Raw genomic sequence first — 19,589 nt, 5'->3', positions numbered from 1 at the left:
GCGTGCAATCAAGCGCTTGCGTGCTTAGCCCGTATTGCGCAAGCCCGCTGCAATCCCGTTGATGCTCAAATGAATCCCGCGCCGCACGCGCGCGTTGGTGTCGCCCGCGCGGTGACGCTTGAGCAACTCCACCTGCAAGTGATTCAACGGATCGAGATACGGGAACCGGTTCTTGATCGAACGCGCGAGCAGCGGGTTCTCCGCGAGCCGTTCGCTCTTGCCCGTGATCTCCGACAACACCTTCGACGTACGCTCCCACTCCGCGACGATCCGCTCGAACACGTGCTTGCGCAGCTTCTTGTCGGACACGAGCGCGGCGTAGCGCGAAGCGACCGCGAGGTCGGTTTTTGCCAGCACCATGTCCATGTTCGACAACAGGTTGGCGAAGAACGGCCACGTCTTGTGCATTTTCTTCAGCAGCGCGAGACGGGTCTTGCGTTCGGCGTCGGTCGGCGCGCTGTCCAGATGCGCGGCCACCGCGCTGCCGAAACCGTACCAGCCGGTCAGCAGCAACCGGCATTGGCCCCATGAGAAACCCCACGGAATCGCGCGCAGATCTTCGATCTTGCGTTGCTTCGGATCTTGCAGTTTGCGCGAGGCGGGCCGGCTGCCAATGTTCAACTCGGCGATCTCCGCGATCGGCGTGGACTCGAAGAAATACTCCTTGAAGCCGGGCGTTTCGTAGACCAGCGCGCGGTAGGACGCCATCGCCGCGTCGGACAACTGCTGCATCGTTTCCTCGAACGCGGGCAGTTGCGCCGGTGCAATGCCGTGCGGCAGCAACGACGCTTCGAGCGTGGCGGCGACCACCGTTTCCAGATTGCGCCGGCCGATTTCCGGATTGCCGAACTTGCTGGCGATCACTTCGCCTTGCTCGGTCAAACGGATCTGACCGTCGACGGTGCCCGGCGGCTGCGACAGAATCGCCTGATAGGTCGGACCACCGCCACGGCCCACGGTGCCTCCGCGTCCGTGGAACAGGCGCAGCGTCACGCCGCGTTCGTTGAAGAGCGACACCAGCGCGAGTTCGGCGCGGTACAACTCCCAGTTCGACGTGAGGAAGCCGCCGTCCTTGTTGCTGTCCGAATAGCCGAGCATCACTTCCTGCTCGTTGCCCTGATGTTCGATCAGCGCGTCGACGCCCGGCAGCGCGATCAGGTCGCGCATGATGTGCGGCGCGTTGCGCAAGTCGGGGATTGTCTCGAACAACGGGATGACCATCAGGCCCGCTTGCGCCGGATCGTTCGCGTCGCCCAGACGGCCGTGCAGCAGGCCGGTTTCCTTTTGCAGCAACATCACTTCGACCAGATCGCTCACGGTTTCCGTGTGCGAGATGATGTAGTTGCGCACTGCGCGCGCGCCGAATTTCTCGCGCGTGATGCGCGCTTCCTCGAGCACGCCGAGCTCGCTCTTCACGAGATCGGAGTAGTCCGCGTACGGCAGGCGCAACGGACGCGGCTGCGCCAGTTCGGCGAGCAGCACCTTGAGCTTGTCTTCTTCCGTGAGCGCCGCGTAGTCGTCCTCGACGCCGGCGCGCTTGAGCAGTTCGGCGATCACCGCTTCGTGAATGTCGGAGCTCTGGCGCAAGTCGATGCTCGCCAGATGGAAGCCGAACACTTCGGCGGCGCGTGCGAGCGGCGACAGACGCGGTGCGGCGAGCGGTGCGCCATGATGCTCGGCGAGCGAATCGATCAGCACGTGCAGGTCGCGCACGAATTCGGCCGAGTCGCCATACGGCGTGGCGCGGATCGGCGCTGCGCCGCGGCCCGCGCTGCGCACCGGCACGCTGCCTTCGCCGAGGCGCACGCGCGCGCTCGCGGCGAGCCGCGTGTACATGCCGATCAACGCCCGGCGATACGGCTCGTCGGTACGATGCGGCGACTGGTCGGGCGAGGCGGCGGCGAGTTCCTTCAGGGCGTCGCTGGCGCCGGCCAGCAGGTTCGACACCGACAACTCCGCGCCGAGCTTGTGCACCTGCTCCATGTAGTGCTCGAAGATCACCGCGGCCTGGCGGGTGATGGCGTTTTCGAGCGTTTCGGCCGTGACGTTCGGATTGCCGTCACGGTCGCCGCCGATCCAGCTGCCCATCTGGAAGAACGGCGGCAGGCGCGCGTCGATGCCGTGCTCGACGAGCGCTTCTTCGATATCGGCGTAGAGCGCCGGGATTTCAGTGAGGAAAGTGGCGCGGTAATACGACAGCGCGTTCTCGATTTCGTCGGCCACGGAGAGGCGCGAATCGCGCAACATGCGCGTTTGCCATAGCGACGTGACGCGGGCGCGCAGCATCGCTTCGTTGTGCGCGCGCTCGCGGTCGGTCAACTGCTGATCGCGTTCGGCGAGCAGGCGCGCGACGTCGTGCTGCGCGTCGAGAATGCTCTTGCGTTGCACTTCGGTCGGGTGCGCGGTGAGCACCGGCACGATCAACGCGTCGTTGAAGAACTGCTGCAGGACCGGCGTGGCGGCCGCATTGGCTTCGACCAGCCGTTCGAGCGCATGGGCAATCGTGCCCGGTTGCGAGGTCGAACCGGCCAGTTCGTGAATCCGGTGACGGCGATTGCGGTGGCGGTCTTCAGCAATGTTCGCGAGATGCGAAAAGTAGCTGAACGCGCGCACCACGCTGACCGTTTGCTCGGGGCTCAGCGAGCGCAGTTTCTTGTCGAGCGTTTGCGCGGCGGCGCTGTCGTCTTCGCGGCGAAAGCGCACGGCGGTCTGGCGGATCGTTTCGACGACATCGAACACCGCGTCGCCTTCCTGTTCGCGCAGCACGTCGCCGAGCAGGCGTCCGAGATAGCGGATGTCCTGGAACAGCGGATGGTCTTTGTCTTCGCGCGTGCGGCCATTGCTCTTCGGCGCGGAAGCGGAAGCCGGCGAAGACGATTCCTCCGGCACGGCCTGCAGCGCGGGCGCTTGCGGCGCCTCGGCAACCACCTTGATCTTCACGGAGCCGCCCTTGGCGGTTTTTTGCGCCTTGGCGGCGGACGCGGCTTGCGTCGTCTTATCCGTTTTGACTGCCTTCACGGGCTTGTCCGTCTTGACGGGCGCGGAGGTCTTGGCGGCCTTGCCGGCTTTGGCGGCGTGAGCAGCCTGAGCGGGTTTGCCGGCGCGTTTGGCCGATGTGGACTCAGCAGCGGTGGTGGCCGAGGCGGCGGCAGAAGCGGCGGGCTGGGCGGCGTCGGCCGCGCGAGTGTTGGGCGATGCAGTGTTGCGGCGGGCAGGGCGCGCCGATCCGGAAGACGTCACGATGGGTTTCCTCAGGGAAGCCAGGGTCTGTTGAGTGATGAACTGCTACTGCGGAACTGCACTATGAACTGCAACGTGAACTGCAACGTGAACTGCAAAGGGAACTGCGCGAAACGGTATGCGCCGACGGCGATACGCCTGAGAGGAGACTGTGCGCCACAACGGTGCCGCGCGTTCGCACGACACTCGTTCGAGGCACCTGCGGCACCTGAGCCAGGTCAGGCCGCATCGCATCATCCCGCATGCGGCGGCCCGGTGCGCGAACGACCGTGCGTGAACATGCCGGGATGGGGCAGGCGCGCACCGCGCGAAGCCCGTCTCCTCTATCGATACCGCTTCAGCACGGTGCCTGGCTGCGTCTTGGGACGCAAGGCCGCGTGCTAACATTGTTTGTTATTACATCCCGTCATTCGATCAGCAAGCTAATGAACACCGAGACGTTTTCCACGCCACCCCACACGCTTGTGATTGCGTCGCGAGAAAGCCGCCTGGCCATGTGGCAAGCGGAGCATGTGCGATGTGCGCTGCACAAATTATATCCATCTTGTGACGTAAAAATCCTCGGAATGACAACACGTGGCGATCAAATTCTCGATCGCACTTTGTCGAAGGTTGGTGGTAAGGGCCTCTTCGTGAAGGAACTGGAAGCCGCGCTCGCCGACGGCCGCGCCGACCTCGCCGTGCACTCGCTCAAAGACGTGCCGATGGAATTGCCCGCAGGCTTTGCGCTGTCCACCATCATGGAGCGCGAAGATCCGCGCGACGCGCTGGTCTCCAACGATTACGACTCGCTCGCAGAGCTGCCGGCCGGCGCCGTGGTCGGCACGTCCAGCCTGCGCCGCGAAGCCATGCTGCGCATGCGTTATCCGCACCTTGAAGTGCGGCCGCTGCGCGGCAATCTGGACACGCGTCTATCGAAACTCGATCGCGGCGATTACGCGGCGATCATTCTGGCCGCAGCCGGCCTGAAGCGTCTGGGTCTGGGCGAGCGCATCCGCGCGCTGCTCGATCCTGAAGACAGCCTGCCCGCAGCGGGCCAGGGCGCGCTCGGCATCGAGATTCGCGCCGATCGCGCCGACCTTGCTGCGTGGCTCGCACCGTTGCATCACGACCACACGGCAGCCGCCGTCGAAGCGGAGCGCATGGTCTCGCGCGCGCTCGGCGGCAGTTGCGAAGTGCCGCTCGCCGCGTATGCCATGTGGCGCGACGGCGCGCTGCATCTGCGCGGCATCGTCGCCACGCCGGACGGGCAACGCGTGCTGAGCGCGCAGGCGTCGGCGCCGGCGCCCAGCGTCGAACGCGCGGTCGCGCTCGGCCAGGAAGTGGCGAACGCGCTCGAACAGCAGGGCGCAATGGACATCGTGCGCGCGCTCAGCACCGCCAGCGGTCCCGCCGCGGCGAAGCAGGGCACGGCGGAGCACGGCGCGGCGGACAGCGCGGCGACCGGCGAGTGATGGCGGCCGATATCCCAGGCAACACTTCTTCATCCGTCGACAAGGCGGTGTTCACGGTCGTAATTACGCGACCGGCCGGTCAGTCGAACGAATTGATTGCGCTGCTGGCCGCCGCCGGCATCGCCACGCTCGACTTTCCGCTGATCGACATCGCCCCTGTCACCGACGACGCGCCCTTGCGCGCCGCCTTGGCCTCGCTCGAACGCTATGCGCTCGTCGTGTTCGTGTCTCCGAATGCCGTCGATCATGCGTTTGCCCATAGCGACGCGATCTGGCCGCATGCGCTGCCGATCGGTGTGGTCGGACCGGGCAGCGTGCAGGCGCTGGCGCGCCATGGCGTCGCGGCGCCGGCGTACAAGGTGATCAGCCCGTCGTCCGGTTCTGATGAAGACACCGCGCGCTTCGATTCCGAAGGCCTGTTCGCCGCGCTCGATGCGGCGCTCGGCGCGACCAGTCTCGAAGGCAAACGCGTGCTGATCGTGCGCGGCGACGGCGGCCGCGAATGGCTCGCCGAACGGCTGCGCGAAGCCGGCGCTGAAGTCGACACGGTCGCGGCATACCGGCGCCTCGTGCCGGAACCGTCGATCGCCGCCTGGGCGCGCGTGCACGAGTTGCTCGCGGGCGAGCCGCACGCGTGGCTGCTCACCAGCTCCGAAGGCGTGCGCAATCTGCACGAACTGGCGCAAGACCACCTCACCGCCGGCGAGATCGCGCAACTCAAACGCGCCGCGCTCGTCACGCCGCATCCCCGTATTGCGCAGACCGCGCGGGCATTGGGTTTTGATAGCATGACGGTGTCCGGCGCGGGAGATGAGCGCATTGCCCGCGCCTTGATTGCCGCCGTCCCGCCCGTCGTCCAACCGGTATCGTCCAATCCGGCTCATTCACCGGCTAAATCACGCATGACTGAAACGAACGCATCCACGAACGCTTCACCCCAGCCGGCCGCGACCACTGCGTTGCCGCCGAATCAACCCTTCACGCCCTACGAAGCGCAAAAGCGCCATAGCGCGAGCGGACCGCTGCTGTGGTTTGTCGTCGTGATCATGGCTTGTGCCGCGGGCGTGGGCGGCTATGCGCTCAATCGCAAGGTCGAGCGCACGGAGCAGCAGATCGTGCAGCGCCAGCAAGCCAACGACACGCAGACCAACGAACTGCGCATCAAGACCGAGCAGGCGCTCGCCACGGTGCATCAGTCGGAGTCGCAGGTTGCGCAACTCGAAGGCAAGCTCGCCGATGCGCAAACCTCGCAGCAGGCGCTGCAACAGCAATACGCGGATCTCGCGCGCAATCGCGACGACTGGACGCTCGCCGAAGTCGGCCAGATGCTCTCCGCCGCCAGCCAGCAGTTGCAGCTCACCGGCAACACCCAGCTCGCGCTGTTCGCGCTGCAAAGCGCCGACACGCGTCTCGCTGCATCGGACAGTCCGCAAGCGGTCGCCGTGCGCAAGGCCATCGCGCAGGACATCGACAAGCTGAAGGCCGCGCCTTCCACCGATCTCACGGGCATGGCCATCAAGCTCGACAACGCGATCGACCAGGTCGACAACCTGCCGCTTTCGGGTGAAGCGCCGATCGCCCACGCCACGCCGCGAGCCGCGACATGGGCCGACACGGCCAAGGTGGCCGCGGCCACCGGCGAGCCGCGCTGGAAGGTGTGGTGGCGTGAAGTGAGCACCGGCATTGGCCAGCAGTTGACGAGCCTCGTGCAGGTGCGCCGCATCGACAACGCCGACGCAATGCTGGTCACGCCCGATCAGGGCTACTTCGTGCGCGAGAATCTCAAGCTGCGTTTGCTGTCGGCGCGTCTCGCCTTGCTGTCGCGCAACGAGACCACGCTGAAGTCCGACCTGCAGGCGGCGCAGAATGCGCTCACGCGTTACTTCGACAACTCGTCGAAGAAAACGCAGACCGTGACCGATCTCGTCAAGCAGGTGGAGGCGGGCTCGGCCGCGGTCGAATTGCCGAATCTGAATACGAGCCTGCAGGCCGTCAATCAATACCGGAGCCGAGGTTAATCATGGCGATCCGGGGACTTCTATGGCTGGCGTTGCTGTTCGTCGTCGCGGTGGTGCTGGCGGTGGTCGGGCGCTTCGACATGGGCCAGGTGCTGCTGATCTATCCGCCGTACCGCGTCGATATATCGCTGAATCTGTTCGTGGTCGGGCTGGTGGTGCTGTTCATCCTGATCTATGCACTGCTGCGCATCTTCCGCAATATCTGGCGCATGCCACAGCGCGTGGCCGCTTATCGCGCGCGCTCGCGTGTCGCGAAAGCGCATGCCGCGTTGCGTGACGCGATCGGCAATCTGTACGCCGGGCGTTTTTCGCGTGCGGAGAAAGCCGCCAAAGACGCGCTCGCGAATGGCGACAACAAGGGCGCGGCCGGGTTGATCGCGGCCACCGCGGCGCATCGCATGCATGAATATGCGCGGCGCGACGAGTGGCTCGCGCAGATCAACGAGGCCGACTGGCAGGATGCACGCCTGATGGCCACCGCCGACATGCGCGCCGACGGCCGTGACGCGGACGGCGCGCTGACCGCGCTGACGCAAATGCAGTCACAAGGCGGGCGGCGCATTCACGCGCAGCAGATCATGTTGCGCGCGCAGCAGCAACTGAAGAACTGGGGCGAAGTGCTCAAGCTCGTCAAGACGCTGGAAAAGCGTGAGGCGATTCATCCGGCGGTGGCGGTGCGTTTGCGCCAGCTCGCGGCGGAAAACCTGCTGCGTGACCGGCGTCACAATGCCGATGCGCTGCTGGAGTTGTGGAATTCGTTGTCGGCTACTGAGCGTCATTCGCCGCGTCTCGCGGATCTTGCCGCGGAGTTGCTGGTGGCGCTGAATCGTCCGCAGGAAGCGCGCAAGATCGTCGAGGAAGCGCTCGCGCAGAACTGGGATGCGCGCTTGTTGCGTCGGTATCCGGATACGGCCGGCGGTGACGCGTTGCCGCTGATTCAGAAGGCCGAAGCGTGGCAGAAGGATCGTCCGGAAGATGCGGACTTGATGTTCGCGCTGGGGCGCTTGTGTCTGCATCAGCAGTTGTGGGGCAAGGCGCAATCGTTCCTTGAGCGCGCGCTGAAGCTCGCGGATAACGAGACGCTGAAGATTCGCTCGCATCGTGCGTTGGCGCGTTTGCACGAGCAACTCGGCGATGCGGACAAGGCGAGCCAGCATTATCGTGAAAGTGCGCTGGCGATGAATATTGTTTGAGGTTTTTTGAGCGGCGCGTTTGTTGTTGGTGCGCTGGTTTGAGAGCTTGAGATTGCTGGTTGATGAGTTGATGGCCGCAGCGGATGCTGCGGCCATTTTTTTATTCATGCTTCACGCCGTGCCTGTTCTGTGGTGTTTGATTTGATCGCTTAGTGCTGCGCAGTGGACGGTTGTTGCGCGGTGTTGGAGGACAACTTGATCATCGCGCTTTTCGTGGATGGTTTTTTGCGGGGCGAAGCGTTTGCTTCTCCGTTGGGCGCTTTTGCTCTTTGCGATGCTTCAGCTAGCAAGTTCGTCGCGTGCTGCGCTGTGATGCGGCTGCGCGGGATGCCCTTCGCGTCGAGTGCAATCACCTGGAACAACTCGCGGTCGCTTTCGAGTTCCTGCTGGTATTGCTCGGCCGTGTCTACCAGCAATTCGAGCAGTGTTCGGTGACGCTTCCTTTCGTCGTGGGTAATCGCAGGATTTCTAACTATTGAGGATGCGAGTGTGATCAAGGTGGCCAGTTGACTCACTTGGCGGTCGCATAAATCGAATGCGGAAAGGGCTAGCTTTTCGTACTGGAGTGCGTCGACTGGCGGGCGCGAAGCTGGTTGATTTTTGACGGACCTGGTCATGGTGCGATCTCCCTGTTGCTTCTTTCGATCGCCCGGACACGCATCTTTTGGGGGAGGGTGAGCGGGCACGTGGCAGGGTGACAGACCGGTGTTACGTCAAGCCGGCGAGCCTCGCGGCTCCCCTACCAAGGCCCGCCCATTGAATATAGACGTGCAGAGGTAGACGCACTCCCGCCTGAGCGGGGTGCGGACGTAACATCAGGCTGTCATTCCTGGTCGCTGGGTGTTTCCCGACGACTTGATAATTATAAGTGAGTGGGGCTGTCTCGGATTTGGTTTTGGGGGGTAAATGGTGGGGGGGCTGAGGGGATAAGGGGGAGTAGGGCGGGAGGGCGACCGCCCGTGCCTTGCCTATTTCCGATTCGATTTCCTAGTTGTGACTGCTAGCGGTCCTTACGATGGTGGGCTTGTGAGTAGCCGGAAGAGTGGGAAGCGCGGGACCGAAATCGGCCCTCAACGGCCCCTCGTATTCCCGGGAAACCGACATTAGGCACTCCGGTGCCCGTTCACCGTCTTCACGAAAGAGATGCTGCTGCTGTGCGGCCCGGAACGCGAGTCGCTGGCTGACCATTCGCGCGCGATTGCGGCAATGGAGGGTGACGCGCTGCTGACGCCCGGCAACGCCGCTACGACTACGTGCTGGGATTGTTATGAATGTGCTCTAGGAAGCAGACGTGCAACCACGTGCGAACACCACTCTACTGCGGGCCGATGAGATGATTGCTTGAACATATTTTGCCCATATGTGCATTTTGTGTTGCAATTCGTAACTTCTTGACTTTTCTGTCGCAGGCGTCAAAGCACGCGACCTATCCCGCAAGCATAAAAATGACCGAAAAACTCAATCCTCAGCAATTTAGAGCTATGGAAGTAGACATCCCCGCTCTCGTGGAGACCATTGCAGGCGGCAGAGCTATCCTTTTTGTTGGATCAGGTTTTGCGAGAAACGCTATCGCCTTGGATGGTACGAAACTTCCAACCGCACAGGCTTTGGCACAGAAGATCGGAAAACTTGGCGATTTTGACTCGGACGACGATCTCCGTTACGCATCCGAAAAGTACCTCCGCATGAATTCGGGTGACGAACTTGTCACGATGCTTTTGGATGCATTCTCGGTGAGAGAGGTACTTCCACATCAAACAGTTGGACTTGCCCCTGCATGACCGGACATGCAGTCACGCTTAGGTTGATGAATTTGCTCGTTGGCGAAACTCGCGTGGTGAGCAGTATTTCAGGGCGCTGTGCGGATGCGACTCGTTGTAGTGGTCAAACGCGATGGCCAGGTTCTGCAACGCCGTTCTCGCGTCCGGCTTGGGCATCCACGAGACGTAGTCTCTCTTCATAGTTTTGACGAAGCTCTCGGCCATCCCGTTGCTCTGCGGACTTCTGACCGGCGTCGTGATGGGTTTCAGGCCCACTTTTTTCGAGAACGTCAGCGTCTCCTCGGCAATGTAGCAGGAACCGTTGTCACTGAGCCATTCGATTTCGTTGTCGGCCTTCAGCGCACCATCGAAACGGTTTTCCACAGCCTGAAGCATGACATCACGCACCATGTCACCGGTATAGCCTCCAGTGGTCGCAGCCCAGCTCATAGCCTCCCGGTCGCAGCAGTCCAGTGCAAAGATGACGCGCAACGGCGAGCCGTCATCACAACGGAATTCGAAGCCGTCCGAGCACCAGCGCGCATTGCTCCGGTCCACCGCGACCTTGCCGTCGTGCCGGCGCGTTGACTGGGCATGGCGAGGCCGGCGTTGGAGCAGCAGACCGTGGGTATGCATAACCCGATAAACCCGTTTTGCATTAACGCGAGGCTGTCCCTGCGCGTCCCGGTTTCGCCGCAGCAGGGCCCATGCACGCCGATAGCCGTAAGTAGGCAAATCAGCAACCAGCCCCTGAAGCTCCGCGACGAGCGGCATGTCGTCACGGGCGGGCGTTTTGCGCTTGTCGACCCATTCAGCTTCGCGCTTTGATTTCACCGCTAGATTAGAGCGCGACACACCCAGGACTTCACAGACCGTCTTCATCGGTCGTCCCCCGGCAGCAATGGCGAGCGCGCAATCAATTTTTTTGCCCGGCCGTACTCCACTGCTTCGCGGAGGATTTCCACTTCCATCGTCTTCTTGCCCAGCAGTCGCTGGAGTTCACGAATCTGCTTCATCGCCTCGGCCAGGTCGGATGCCGGTACCACCTGCTCGCCGGCACTGACTGCTGACAGACTTCCGTCCTGATAGAGCTTGCGCCAGGCGAACACCTGGTTTGCATTCACCTGATGACGACGGGCAACTCCGGAAACGGTTGCGCCGGGCTCGAAGGTCTCGCGCACTATCGCGAGCTTCTCCTCGACAGAGCGCCGGCGGCGCTGTTCGGGCTGGGTCAAAACTTCAATGGGTTCCACGTTAGAGCTGGGCTTAAACATAGGCGTAAGACTACCTCAAAGTTTAAGCGTTACCTCGTGTCCGGTTTTCGCGGGGGCCGGCCCAACAGTTATCTCAACCGCGCCGTGGCGGCGAATTTACACGACGAACTATGATTTAGTCATAGAGGAGGCGGCGAAAAGCGCTGGATTGCGCATAGAGCCTGCTGATTTGACCGACTTTCCCGGGGACTATCTGGCCAAAAGAGCTACCTGCGTTCATTTGAACGGGTCTGTTCGCAACTTGCAAGTAGAAGATTTAAATGACCGCTTCAAGCTGACGTCGTCATCATATCTTTCGGCGGAAACATTCACTAATTCAGCTTGGCACTTCCCGTTCAAGCGTGATCTGGAAATGTGCACCGCCTTAGTATTTGTCGGCTACTCCTTGTATGATATAGAAATCCAAAAAATTCTCTATGAAAACCCAGATTTCGCCCAAAAGACATTTTTCATAACATCACCAGGTGTTTCGGAGCGTGAACGCTTTACACTCGCTCCTTTTGGAAATTGCCTTCCAATTGGTGCTGAGAGTTTTGCGGAGAATATATCAAATTATTTGCCGAAATTCCTGCTTGAACGAAGCGAAGACTTGCTGACCAGTCTTATGAAGTATGATCTATCTGAAAATATACAGGTAGCTAGGGATGCTGATGCTGAACGCTTCTTGATGATTGGAGATGTTAGCGATGCATTGCTGGAGACGAGCCTTCTCGTCGGGGACGGCGCTCCCTTAGCCGTTCGTCGGACGGATGTGAAAATCGCAGTAGAGGCGGCAACAAAAGGATCTCATATCGCCGTTATATCGGACTTCGGCAATGGAAAGTCCGTTTTCCTGCGCTGCTTAACGATCCTGCTGGCGCAGAAGGGCCAAGCTATCTACATCGTGGACAATCCTGATGACTATAATCGGGAGGACCTCGAGATTCTTGCAAAATCGCGTAAGCGCGCATTCTTGGTAATTGATAGTTACGATCAGCACGCCGATTTTCTCCAGCATTTTTCCGATTTATCTCCAGTAAATATCACCTTGTTGGTTGCGGCTCGCACCGCTAAGCATGAGAGAATGCAGGACACTTTGGGCAATCTGAAGATAAACTTTCACGAGTTTGTCATCGATGAGCTTGATGATATCGAGACGGAAGAGCTCGTCGAAATAATTGATAACGTTGGATTATGGGCTGATCTTGTAACTCTAGGTGGGGACAGAAAAGCGGATATAATCAAAGCGAGACATCGTGGGCAATTGCAGCAGACATTGCTGAGCATTTTGCAGGCACCTCAGATGATCACGCGAGTTGCTGAAATCGTTAAACCTATATTCGCCAAAAAAACTTACAAGGATACCATTTTTGCAATTAGCGTGCTTTCAGCACTGGATTTCCCTCTCAAGCCAAGTATTATTTCCGAAGTGGCTGGCAATGATGAAATTTATAATTCTGCATTGCGAAATAATGAGGATTTCAAAAGTCTTGTTAGGTTCGAACGGGGCTCAGTCTTTGCAAGATCGAGCGTATTCTGTCTTTCGCTTATTCGCAATCATTTCATTTCGACATATATAGTTGATCAGCTATTAGCTATTGCCAAGCGAATGGATGAACATGGGGCGAGCGGCCAGCAGAACGATATTTTAAAGGCCCTGCTGAGATTTTCCGGCGTCGAGCGCCTATTTCCTGAGCGTCAAAGAATTAATAATCTCGTTAGATATTATGAGGAAGTTAAGAGGCGTATTACGTGGCTCAAACAAGATCCTCATTATTGGCTTCAATTTGGGATGGCGCTCCTCGCGCATGACGAATATGAAAAAAGCCAGAGAATGCTGTCCCAAGCTTATGAATGGGCAGAAAAGAAGAAGAATTACCACACTATGCATATTGATATGCAACAAAGCCGTTTATACATGAAAATTTCGGCCAAAGAAACCGATGCAAGCCAAAGTTTCAAATACTTTAAAAAGGGTCTGGAGTTCTTGCGGTTGGTCCCCGACGATGTCACAAAGTTTAAGTATGTTGAAAATCTGTCGCCGATATTTTCGGCGAAATTTGAACATTACAGTCACGGTCAACAAATAGAATTTATCAAGGCGTGCCAGAAATTGAACCAAGAAATGCGTACATTCATTGGTCGCGACGGAACTTTCTATGGTGCCGAGCGGAGATTGTCCGACGCCATGACCAAGCTTGAGAACATAATAAGCAACGGCTCAAAAATAATCGAAACTGCTGCTTGAGGGTTAAGCGCGGACTTTGTTTATGTATATACTTCTGCGCCGATAGATGCCCGGCCCGCGTGAGCAGCAAGCACATCGGGCCGGATTCGAACGTTACTGGCCGATTAGGCGGTTATATTCCGCTTCGGTCCGTACGTCTACCATCGCTGAGGACTGCCCAGCTCGATGAGGAACTCCGCCATTCATGGCCAACATCGCATCGTCAAATAGTACGACTGCGATGCGCCCATTGATCGTGTCGTGCAAAAGCAGCTGACGGATCGAGCGGACCTGCACCGTGTTGAGCTGCGCTTGCGCGACGGCCCGGAGTCGACCCCGAGCGGCCGTCCAATCCAGATGCCTCCGACTGACTGTTTCTGATGGCACAAGGGCCGCTCGCAAGTCACTGGCGCCTTACCACGGATTTGCGGTAAGGCGCCGTAGAGCAGGAGTCGCTCGCGAAATGTTTCTCGCCCTCGATGCGTCTACCAGTCGACCCTCTTCATGTCATCGGGTTTCCAGGTCTTATCGAAGAACGCCTGCTTCGGGCTATACAGACGCAATAAAATGAAATAGCCCTTGTTGGGTACTGTCTGAACCCAATTGCCTTGCTTGCCCGCCGGCGCGCTGGGACCAAAATAGATGTCGTAAGAGCCGTCGGAGTTTGGGGTCGGCTTGTCCATGGAATTTAACGATGGCAATGGCTGACCGTTCTCCAGCCCAGACGCCGTGATCGGGTCGTAGACCGTCACCGACCAGAAATTCGCTGCTGGTACATTTGGTGGCAAGTGCAGTTGATAGGTCCTTCCTCCTTCGAGGAAGTTGCCGTCGGCGTCGCGCCAGGTTGAAGGATACTTCGCGCCTTTCTCGACCATATCGACAACCATGCCCGGGCTCGCTGCATAGGCGGACGTGAAGTAGGCAATGCGCTGGACCAGATTCGTAAAGGTGCCGCTTGCCTGGAAGGAGGGATTCTGCCCTGCAAAGACGTTCTCCCATTGGCGGTCCGGATAGTATTTGCCGCCGGGCTGACTGGCGAGTCCATTCCAGATCTCGACCTTGCTCATTCTGAACGCCGTCCTTGCCGCCTTGTCGAGCAACTCACGCTGGTGATCCGTCGGCTGGAATGGCTTGTCCTTCTCGATGCCAATGGCAGCCATCATTCCTCGCCAGTCCATGTCGGCGGGATCGACCGTCTCGTCATTAACGAAGCGCGCGAGCATGTCAAAGTAGGTGCCGTCGTGCGGGAATAACATGTTCGCGGGAGTCGTCGAACCATCGGGAAACTTCATCGCGGTTGCGGAATCCTTCTTGCCCAGCGGATAAATCCGTGTGCCCGCCACCAGCGCGTTTGCGGGGGCCAGGTTTTTTGGATCGCTAAAGAACGCGCGGAAGAAAACAAGAACATTGTTGGTCCTTGACCGATAGATGTAGTAGCCCTTTGGCGTCGGTCCGTTGTAGTTCCACGGCACGATCAGATATTTGCCGCCCTTGCCGCCGTCCGGCCCAACAAAACCGAAATCTCCAAGGTAAGCCTTCCCGTTGATCGTAGGACCAGTAAGTGGACGCTGGAAGAAATCGTCGAGAATGCCCTGATTATTGGGCGGCACTTCGACAACAATTGGGCCGTCTTTCGCAAGGTTGACGTAGCCCATTGCGTAGAGGCAATCGGAATTGGGCGTCGTCACCTTCGTTTTCGCGTTCAACCGCTCCTTCCACACCGGCAGGACGTTGTATCCGGCGCCGTAAGTTTTTTCAGATCCCTCCTTCATTGCAAATATGTTGACCGCAGGCAGAGACCACAGGTACACCTGCACCGCGCGCTGGAAAAACAGCTCGTCGCTGAGGAGATCAGCGGAACCGGCAGTGGGGTAATCGCCGGAAAATGGCGCGTTAGCCAGCGCGCTGCGGCTCGCGGCGATTGTCTGTGCCGACGATGTCTGCGCAGAAACGTTATGCGCGAACGCCGTCAGGAGTGACATCCAAATCGGCGTCATTACCCGGAAGGCAACGGCCGTACGGTGGGTTTTCATCGGGCTCATCCATTCACCTCCTCGAAGTCCAGCATTGTGGATTGTTCAGCGTTAATACGTCGATCGCCCTGTGGAAGCGGAAAGTAGGCATCGGTTTCCCCTTTCGCGGTTCCAATTCATTGCGGGAAAAGAAAAGTGACGATGAGTCGCCCACCCCACCCATGCGGTCCTGAGTCGGGACCCGTTGCCCAATAACGCACGCCGCCGCCAATGCTCACCGGTTGCTTGCCGAATTTCAGCAGCTTGCTGACGGTCGCATTGATCGGTGTCGACCACTGATGATTTTTCCAGTCGTAAGTCGATTCGGTGTTCAAACCAAACGTCCATGCGTCCGTCGTCGTATAACTTAGAAACGGCTGAAAGAACGTGGAGTTGACTCCTTGCCGGTTGCCATCGCCAGCGAACGACCAGATGTGGTTCGCAAGCGCGCCATAGGTCCATCCGTTGGCCTGCCATAGCAGGACAGCCGTTGGGCCGGCGCCCCATTTTTCTGCGCCTAGTAGCCCGTTTGTCTCCGTCGGCAGGAGAAACACCGGGCCGACACCCCAGATCAAGCCACTGTCAGTCGGTTTCTGCGGTGAGAGGAAAAAACTCTGGACGACATCGCCGAGCCCGGTTTGTGATCCGGATCCTGGTGCGATGTTGTCCTGAGATACGACGGGCAGGATGGTTCTTGAAATTAGATTCCAGGTGTCGTTGAGGTGAAACGGAATGACCGGCTGCAAGTTCAGGTAGTACTTGTCGCCGTCGTGGTGAGGACCGACGTTGCCGTCGTAATTGAACTGGAACGGGACGCTGATCAACGCCGCAACCGGATTACTGAGTTGCTTGGCCAGATCAGTGTCGTCTTGAGAATGGACAGGCGGCGATGGCAGGAAGAACCCAAGAGAGCAAGCAGACACCATCGCAAGCCTGCGGATGCTTGTCATCGCCTAGATCCTCGGATTGGCTATGAGTGCGCTAACTACGCGCCGGGCTGTGTAATAGTCTCTTTTTGCGCAAGAGGTTGGGACGCCGGCAATGTGCCGACCAGATTGGGTATATAAAGTCCAGAGAGAAAACGCAAGAAGAATTGTAAGAAGGACAGCTGAAAAGCAATTAGTGCCGAGTCGAATCTCTGCGATGCCGGACTATCGGCAAAAACACCACGTAAATTTTGTTTTCCGATGCATTCTTCGAGGGCGCGCACTCATGATTTCTTAAAATGCCATTTGATGCACACGCGATTGCTGTCTACGCAAGCTCGCGGTCGGGTTTGAAGCGGAAGCCGTCATGCGAGGCGTAAGCGGCTGACGCCTCGAAAGCGAACCATCTATCCAGAGGAGCGATCCATGCAGCAGCTGGTGAGACATCCAATTGTCCTCTTTGTCATCTCTTTCGCGCTGATGTCAATTGCGGCCCGGCTTGGTAGCCGCACTCTGCGTTCGCGGATACAAATCGACGAAGACGCCCGTGACGACTTCAAAATCGTCCAATCGGCGACCCTGACTCTGCTCGCACTGGTCATCGGCTTTGGTCTGTCCATGGCGGTGGGCCGCTATGACCAGCGAAAAAACCTTGAGGAGGAAGAAGCCAACGCTATCGGAACTGAGTTCATTCGCGCTGACCTATTGGCCGAGGGCGAAGCAGCCATGATCCGCTCGCTTCTCGTGCAGCATCTCGCATTGCGTGGCTGCGGCGTATGGCCCTTCATCGAACAGGCGCTTCAACTCCATCCGCGCCTAATCATCGACCCGAAGGTCAACTCGCATACTCGTTCCGTGGGAGGCAGTCACGCCAACGGAACTACCCTACCGCTGTGAAAGTTACATTGCGAGCCGGCTGATGTCGAATGCAAAACTGCCATTCGAGGGACCGCAACTCCTATCAATCGAACGACCACAACTGGCCGACCTGAGCCCACGGCGTGCAGCTCAGATCCTCGTTTGACTGATGATGACGTGCAAGGGACGCAACCGTTGAACCGTCGCGCCTCGGCTACGTGAGATTCAATCCCCCATCCGAGAGCAGGATTTCGCCCGTCAGATAATCCGAAGCGACTAACAAGGCAACTGCTTGAGCAATATCCTCGGGGTTAGCGGCCCGTCGCATAGGCGAACGCTCTTTCCAAAGCTTCTGGGCCTGCGTCCACTCTGCGGTGAGAGGCGTGTCGACCAGGCCAGGGGCGACAGCATTCACGCGGATGTCGGGGGCAAGCGAAAGCGCGAGCAAGCGCGTCACGTGGTTTAGCGCCGCCTTTGTCGCCGCGTAGGGAATGGATGCCCCTTTAGGCCGGACCCCCGCATGCGAACTGACGTTCACGACGCAGCCCGACCTTCCTCGTGTGGCGGCTTCACGCAGTGCGGACTGTGCCTCGGTTACAAGGCGAAACGGCGCGACGACATTGACTTCATGCAACTCGTGCCACACGTCCGGCGTGGCCGCCGCCAGATCGCTATGGGGGATAACTCGACTGATGCCGGCGTTATTGACCAGAACGTCGAGTCGGCCCCAAACGCCGATTGCCTCGCGGATGAGATTAACTCTCTCTGCGTCGTTGACTAGATCGGCTTGCACGTAGGCGGCAGAACCGAGGTCCCGGGCCAACGCGAGGCCCGCATCGACGGAACTGCGCGAGTGCAGAACAACGGAAAATCCATCCTTTGAAAGTCGGCGCGCGATCGCGGCGCCAATTCCGGAGGTCGAGCCGGTTACAAGAGCAACAGGGCTTGAGGTCTTCACAGTGGCCATGCGGGCCCTCTAAAGGCCAATCGTTGGTCGCCGATTGTCGGCGATTCAAGGCCGTGTGTCGAATGGCTCAAAGTGCCCCGACTACAACCGCTCGCCCTCGGCAGTCGTTGGCCAGCATCCGTCGAATTCAACATGCCCGACGGCACAGAGGTCGCTTCTTGGCACGCGCGAAAAGCCTCGGCAGTGCATGATTGCCGAGGCTCGCTCGTCGCTCCTTACTTATTCACCATCTTCGCCGGCACACTGATCGCCAGCAAGCCCCCAAGCACCATGAAAGCCGCAAGCATATACATGCCCGAATCATTCGCCGCCGTAGCCTGCTTGAGCCACCCCACCGCATACGGGCTCAAAAACCCCGCCAGATTCCCGATCGAATTGATCATGGCGATGCCGGCAGCCGCTCCCGTCCCCGCCAGAATCGCCGTAGGCAAACTCCAAAACAGCGGCAAGGTCGTAAGAATGCCCATCGTCGCAAGCGTCAGCGACGCCATGGCCAGCACGGTGTTATGCGCCCAAACCACGGAAAGCACCAGCCCGATCGCCCCCGCAAACGCAGGCAGCGCAATATGCCAGCGCCGCTCGCGCTTACGGTCGGCGCTGCGCGACACGAACACCATCGCAACCACAGCACCCGCGAACGGAATCGCCGAAAGCAATCCGATCATGAACGCATCCGTCACACCGGTCGCCTTAATGATGGTAGGCAACCAGAAGCTCACGCCGTACAAGCCCATCACAAACGAAAAGTACGTAAGACTGAGCATCAACACACGCCCACTCGTGAACACCTGGCGAATCGGCATGTCATGTTTGGTCGCTTCTTCCGCGGAAACATGCCGCTCAAGCAACTGCTGCTCTTCCTTGGTCAGCCACTTCGCCTTCGAAATCCGATCGTCCAGCATGGCGAACACCATGATCCCGACGATCACCGAAGGAATTCCTTCGAGCAGAAACAGCCACTGCCAGCCATGCCAGCCGTTCAAGCCGTTAAAGGTCTTCAGGATATAACCCGACACCGGCCCGCCGATCACGCCCGACAACGCGATTGCCGTCATGAACCACGTTGTCATGCGGCCGCGCCTATGCGCAGGATACCAGTAGGTGAGATACAGAATGATGCCTGGGAAGAACCCCGCCTCAGCAAGACCAAGCAAAAACCGCATCACATAGAACATGGTCGGCGTAGTAACGAACATGGTCAGCATGGAGATTACGCCCCACGACACCATGATCCGCGCAATCCACACTCGCGCGCCGACCTTATGCAAAATCACGTTGCTCGGAATCTCGAAGATGAAATAGCCGACAAAGAAAATCCCGGCGCCGAAACCATACACCGCATCGCTCAGCCCAAGATCGCTGGTCATTTGCAGCTTGGCGAAACCGACGTTGACGCGATCCAGATACGCGACCACGTAACAGAGCATGAGAAGCGGCGCGAGCCGCCAACTGACCTTGCGGTAGGTGGCCTCTTCGAAAGTGGAAGGCGGCGCACCCGCGCCGGGATGGTGGAGCGGATTTGCGGGACTAGCCATGGTGTCTCCTCTTTTCTTGTGGAATTGAAGTACCGCCGTCGATCGATTCTATCCGCGCTGCGTGCTCTGCATGACGAATCGATACCCGGGGAAAACACTGACTGCGGCGAGGGCCGCTGCACACGAAACCCTCGCGGGCCAGATGC

At 59.2% G+C, this 19,589-nt stretch carries 13 protein-coding genes; 6 read left to right on the top strand and 7 right to left on the bottom strand.

Annotated features, from left to right (window positions below):
* Positions 1–24 precede the first annotated feature (24 nt).
* Positions 25–3,240 (bottom strand): phosphoenolpyruvate carboxylase, encoded by a 3,216-nt coding sequence (gene ppc / locus B0G71_RS15045; protein ID WP_116142573.1) that lies wholly within the window; start codon positions 3,238–3,240, stop codon positions 25–27.
* A 425-nt stretch (positions 3,241–3,665) separates the two neighbouring features.
* Here ppc and hemC point away from each other — a divergent pair, with 425 nt between their 5' ends.
* From hemC to B0G71_RS15030, 3 genes are read left to right on the top strand one after another with little or no spacing between them, the layout of a single operon-like run.
* Complete coding sequence (gene hemC, locus B0G71_RS15040; RefSeq protein ID WP_116142572.1) at positions 3,666–4,694, top strand: hydroxymethylbilane synthase; 1,029 nt, start codon at positions 3,666–3,668, stop codon at positions 4,692–4,694.
* Positions 4,694–6,712: a fused uroporphyrinogen-III synthase HemD/membrane protein HemX gene (gene hemDX / locus B0G71_RS15035; protein ID WP_116142571.1), complete on the top strand. Its 2,019-nt coding sequence runs from the start codon at positions 4,694–4,696 to the stop codon at positions 6,710–6,712. The genes hemC and hemDX overlap by 1 nt, the downstream gene beginning before the upstream one ends.
* Before the next feature lie 2 nt (positions 6,713–6,714).
* Positions 6,715–7,905 carry a heme biosynthesis protein HemY gene (locus tag B0G71_RS15030; protein ID WP_116142570.1) on the top strand — a complete coding sequence of 397 codons (1,191 nt, stop codon included), beginning with the start codon at positions 6,715–6,717 and terminating at the stop codon, positions 7,903–7,905.
* A 149-nt stretch (positions 7,906–8,054) separates the two neighbouring features.
* On the opposite strand, the gene B0G71_RS15025 is transcribed toward B0G71_RS15030, so the two are convergent.
* Positions 8,055–8,522, bottom strand: a complete 468-nt coding sequence (locus B0G71_RS15025; protein ID WP_116142569.1) for a hypothetical protein — start codon at positions 8,520–8,522, stop codon at positions 8,055–8,057.
* 828 nt (positions 8,523–9,350) lie between these two features.
* On the opposite strand from B0G71_RS15025, the gene B0G71_RS15020 reads away from it, so the two are divergent.
* On the top strand, positions 9,351–9,686 hold the full coding sequence (locus B0G71_RS15020; protein ID WP_116142568.1) for a hypothetical protein: 336 nt from the start codon (positions 9,351–9,353) through the stop codon (positions 9,684–9,686).
* A gap of 18 nt (positions 9,687–9,704) precedes the next feature.
* Here the strand turns inward: B0G71_RS15020 and B0G71_RS15015 are convergent.
* A protein-coding gene (locus tag B0G71_RS15015; RefSeq protein WP_181916731.1) for an IS3 family transposase occupies positions 9,705–10,939 on the bottom strand; the annotation gives its coding sequence in 2 pieces (ribosomal slippage) (positions 9,705–10,585 and positions 10,585–10,939; 1,236 coding nt in all).
* Here B0G71_RS15015 and B0G71_RS15010 point away from each other — a divergent pair.
* Positions 10,908–13,166, top strand: a complete 2,259-nt coding sequence (locus B0G71_RS15010; RefSeq protein ID WP_116142567.1) for an SIR2 family protein — start codon at positions 10,908–10,910, stop codon at positions 13,164–13,166. The two genes, B0G71_RS15015 and B0G71_RS15010, sit on opposite strands and share 32 nt — an antisense overlap.
* Before the next feature lie 464 nt (positions 13,167–13,630).
* On the opposite strand, the gene B0G71_RS15000 is transcribed toward B0G71_RS15010, so the two are convergent.
* Together B0G71_RS15000 and B0G71_RS14995 are read right to left on the bottom strand one after the other, a co-directional pair.
* Positions 13,631–15,187 carry a DUF1254 domain-containing protein gene (locus B0G71_RS15000; protein ID WP_258875605.1) on the bottom strand — a complete coding sequence of 519 codons (1,557 nt, stop codon included), beginning with the start codon at positions 15,185–15,187 and terminating at the stop codon, positions 13,631–13,633.
* Positions 15,188–15,294: 107 nt separating this feature from the next.
* Positions 15,295–16,107 (bottom strand): transporter, encoded by an 813-nt coding sequence (locus B0G71_RS14995; protein ID WP_258875604.1) that lies wholly within the window; start codon positions 16,105–16,107, stop codon positions 15,295–15,297.
* Between the two features lie 402 nt (positions 16,108–16,509).
* Here B0G71_RS14995 and B0G71_RS14990 point away from each other — a divergent pair, with 402 nt between their 5' ends.
* Positions 16,510–16,980 carry a hypothetical protein gene (locus tag B0G71_RS14990; RefSeq protein ID WP_258875603.1) on the top strand — a complete coding sequence of 157 codons (471 nt, stop codon included), beginning with the start codon at positions 16,510–16,512 and terminating at the stop codon, positions 16,978–16,980.
* 175 nt (positions 16,981–17,155) lie between these two features.
* Here the strand turns inward: B0G71_RS14990 and B0G71_RS14985 are convergent, their stop codons facing one another.
* Both B0G71_RS14985 and B0G71_RS14980 read right to left on the bottom strand, forming a co-directional pair.
* Positions 17,156–17,908: an SDR family NAD(P)-dependent oxidoreductase gene (locus tag B0G71_RS14985; protein WP_116142563.1), complete on the bottom strand. Its 753-nt coding sequence runs from the start codon at positions 17,906–17,908 to the stop codon at positions 17,156–17,158.
* A 215-nt stretch (positions 17,909–18,123) separates the two neighbouring features.
* Positions 18,124–19,443, bottom strand: coding sequence for an MFS transporter (locus tag B0G71_RS14980; protein ID WP_116119279.1), 1,320 nt, complete (start codon positions 19,441–19,443; stop codon positions 18,124–18,126).
* Between the last annotated feature and the right edge of the window lie 146 nt (positions 19,444–19,589).

The organism is Paraburkholderia sp. BL27I4N3, assembly GCF_003386115.1.
In the GTDB taxonomy this organism is placed as follows: Bacteria; Pseudomonadota; Gammaproteobacteria; order Burkholderiales; family Burkholderiaceae; genus Paraburkholderia.
This window is presented reverse-complemented; position numbering and strand designations above follow the sequence as displayed.

Coding starts and splice junctions, on each gene's coding strand:
- B0G71_RS14990 (WP_258875603.1), top strand. CDS start 16,510: ATGCAGCAGCTGGTGAGACATCCAATTGTCCTCTTTGTCATCTCTTTC.
- B0G71_RS14985 (WP_116142563.1), bottom strand. CDS start 17,908: ATGGCCACTGTGAAGACCTCAAGCCCTGTTGCTCTTGTAACCGGCTCG.
- B0G71_RS15025 (WP_116142569.1), bottom strand. CDS start 8,522: ATGACCAGGTCCGTCAAAAATCAACCAGCTTCGCGCCCGCCAGTCGAC.
- B0G71_RS14980 (WP_116119279.1), bottom strand. CDS start 19,443: ATGGCTAGTCCCGCAAATCCGCTCCACCATCCCGGCGCGGGTGCGCCG.
- B0G71_RS14995 (WP_258875604.1), bottom strand. CDS start 16,107: ATGACAAGCATCCGCAGGCTTGCGATGGTGTCTGCTTGCTCTCTTGGG.
- hemC (WP_116142572.1), top strand. CDS start 3,666: ATGAACACCGAGACGTTTTCCACGCCACCCCACACGCTTGTGATTGCG.
- B0G71_RS15000 (WP_258875605.1), bottom strand. CDS start 15,187: ATGAGCCCGATGAAAACCCACCGTACGGCCGTTGCCTTCCGGGTAATG.
- B0G71_RS15030 (WP_116142570.1), top strand. CDS start 6,715: ATGGCGATCCGGGGACTTCTATGGCTGGCGTTGCTGTTCGTCGTCGCG.
- B0G71_RS15020 (WP_116142568.1), top strand. CDS start 9,351: ATGACCGAAAAACTCAATCCTCAGCAATTTAGAGCTATGGAAGTAGAC.
- hemDX (WP_116142571.1), top strand. CDS start 4,694: ATGGCGGCCGATATCCCAGGCAACACTTCTTCATCCGTCGACAAGGCG.
- B0G71_RS15010 (WP_116142567.1), top strand. CDS start 10,908: ATGGGTTCCACGTTAGAGCTGGGCTTAAACATAGGCGTAAGACTACCT.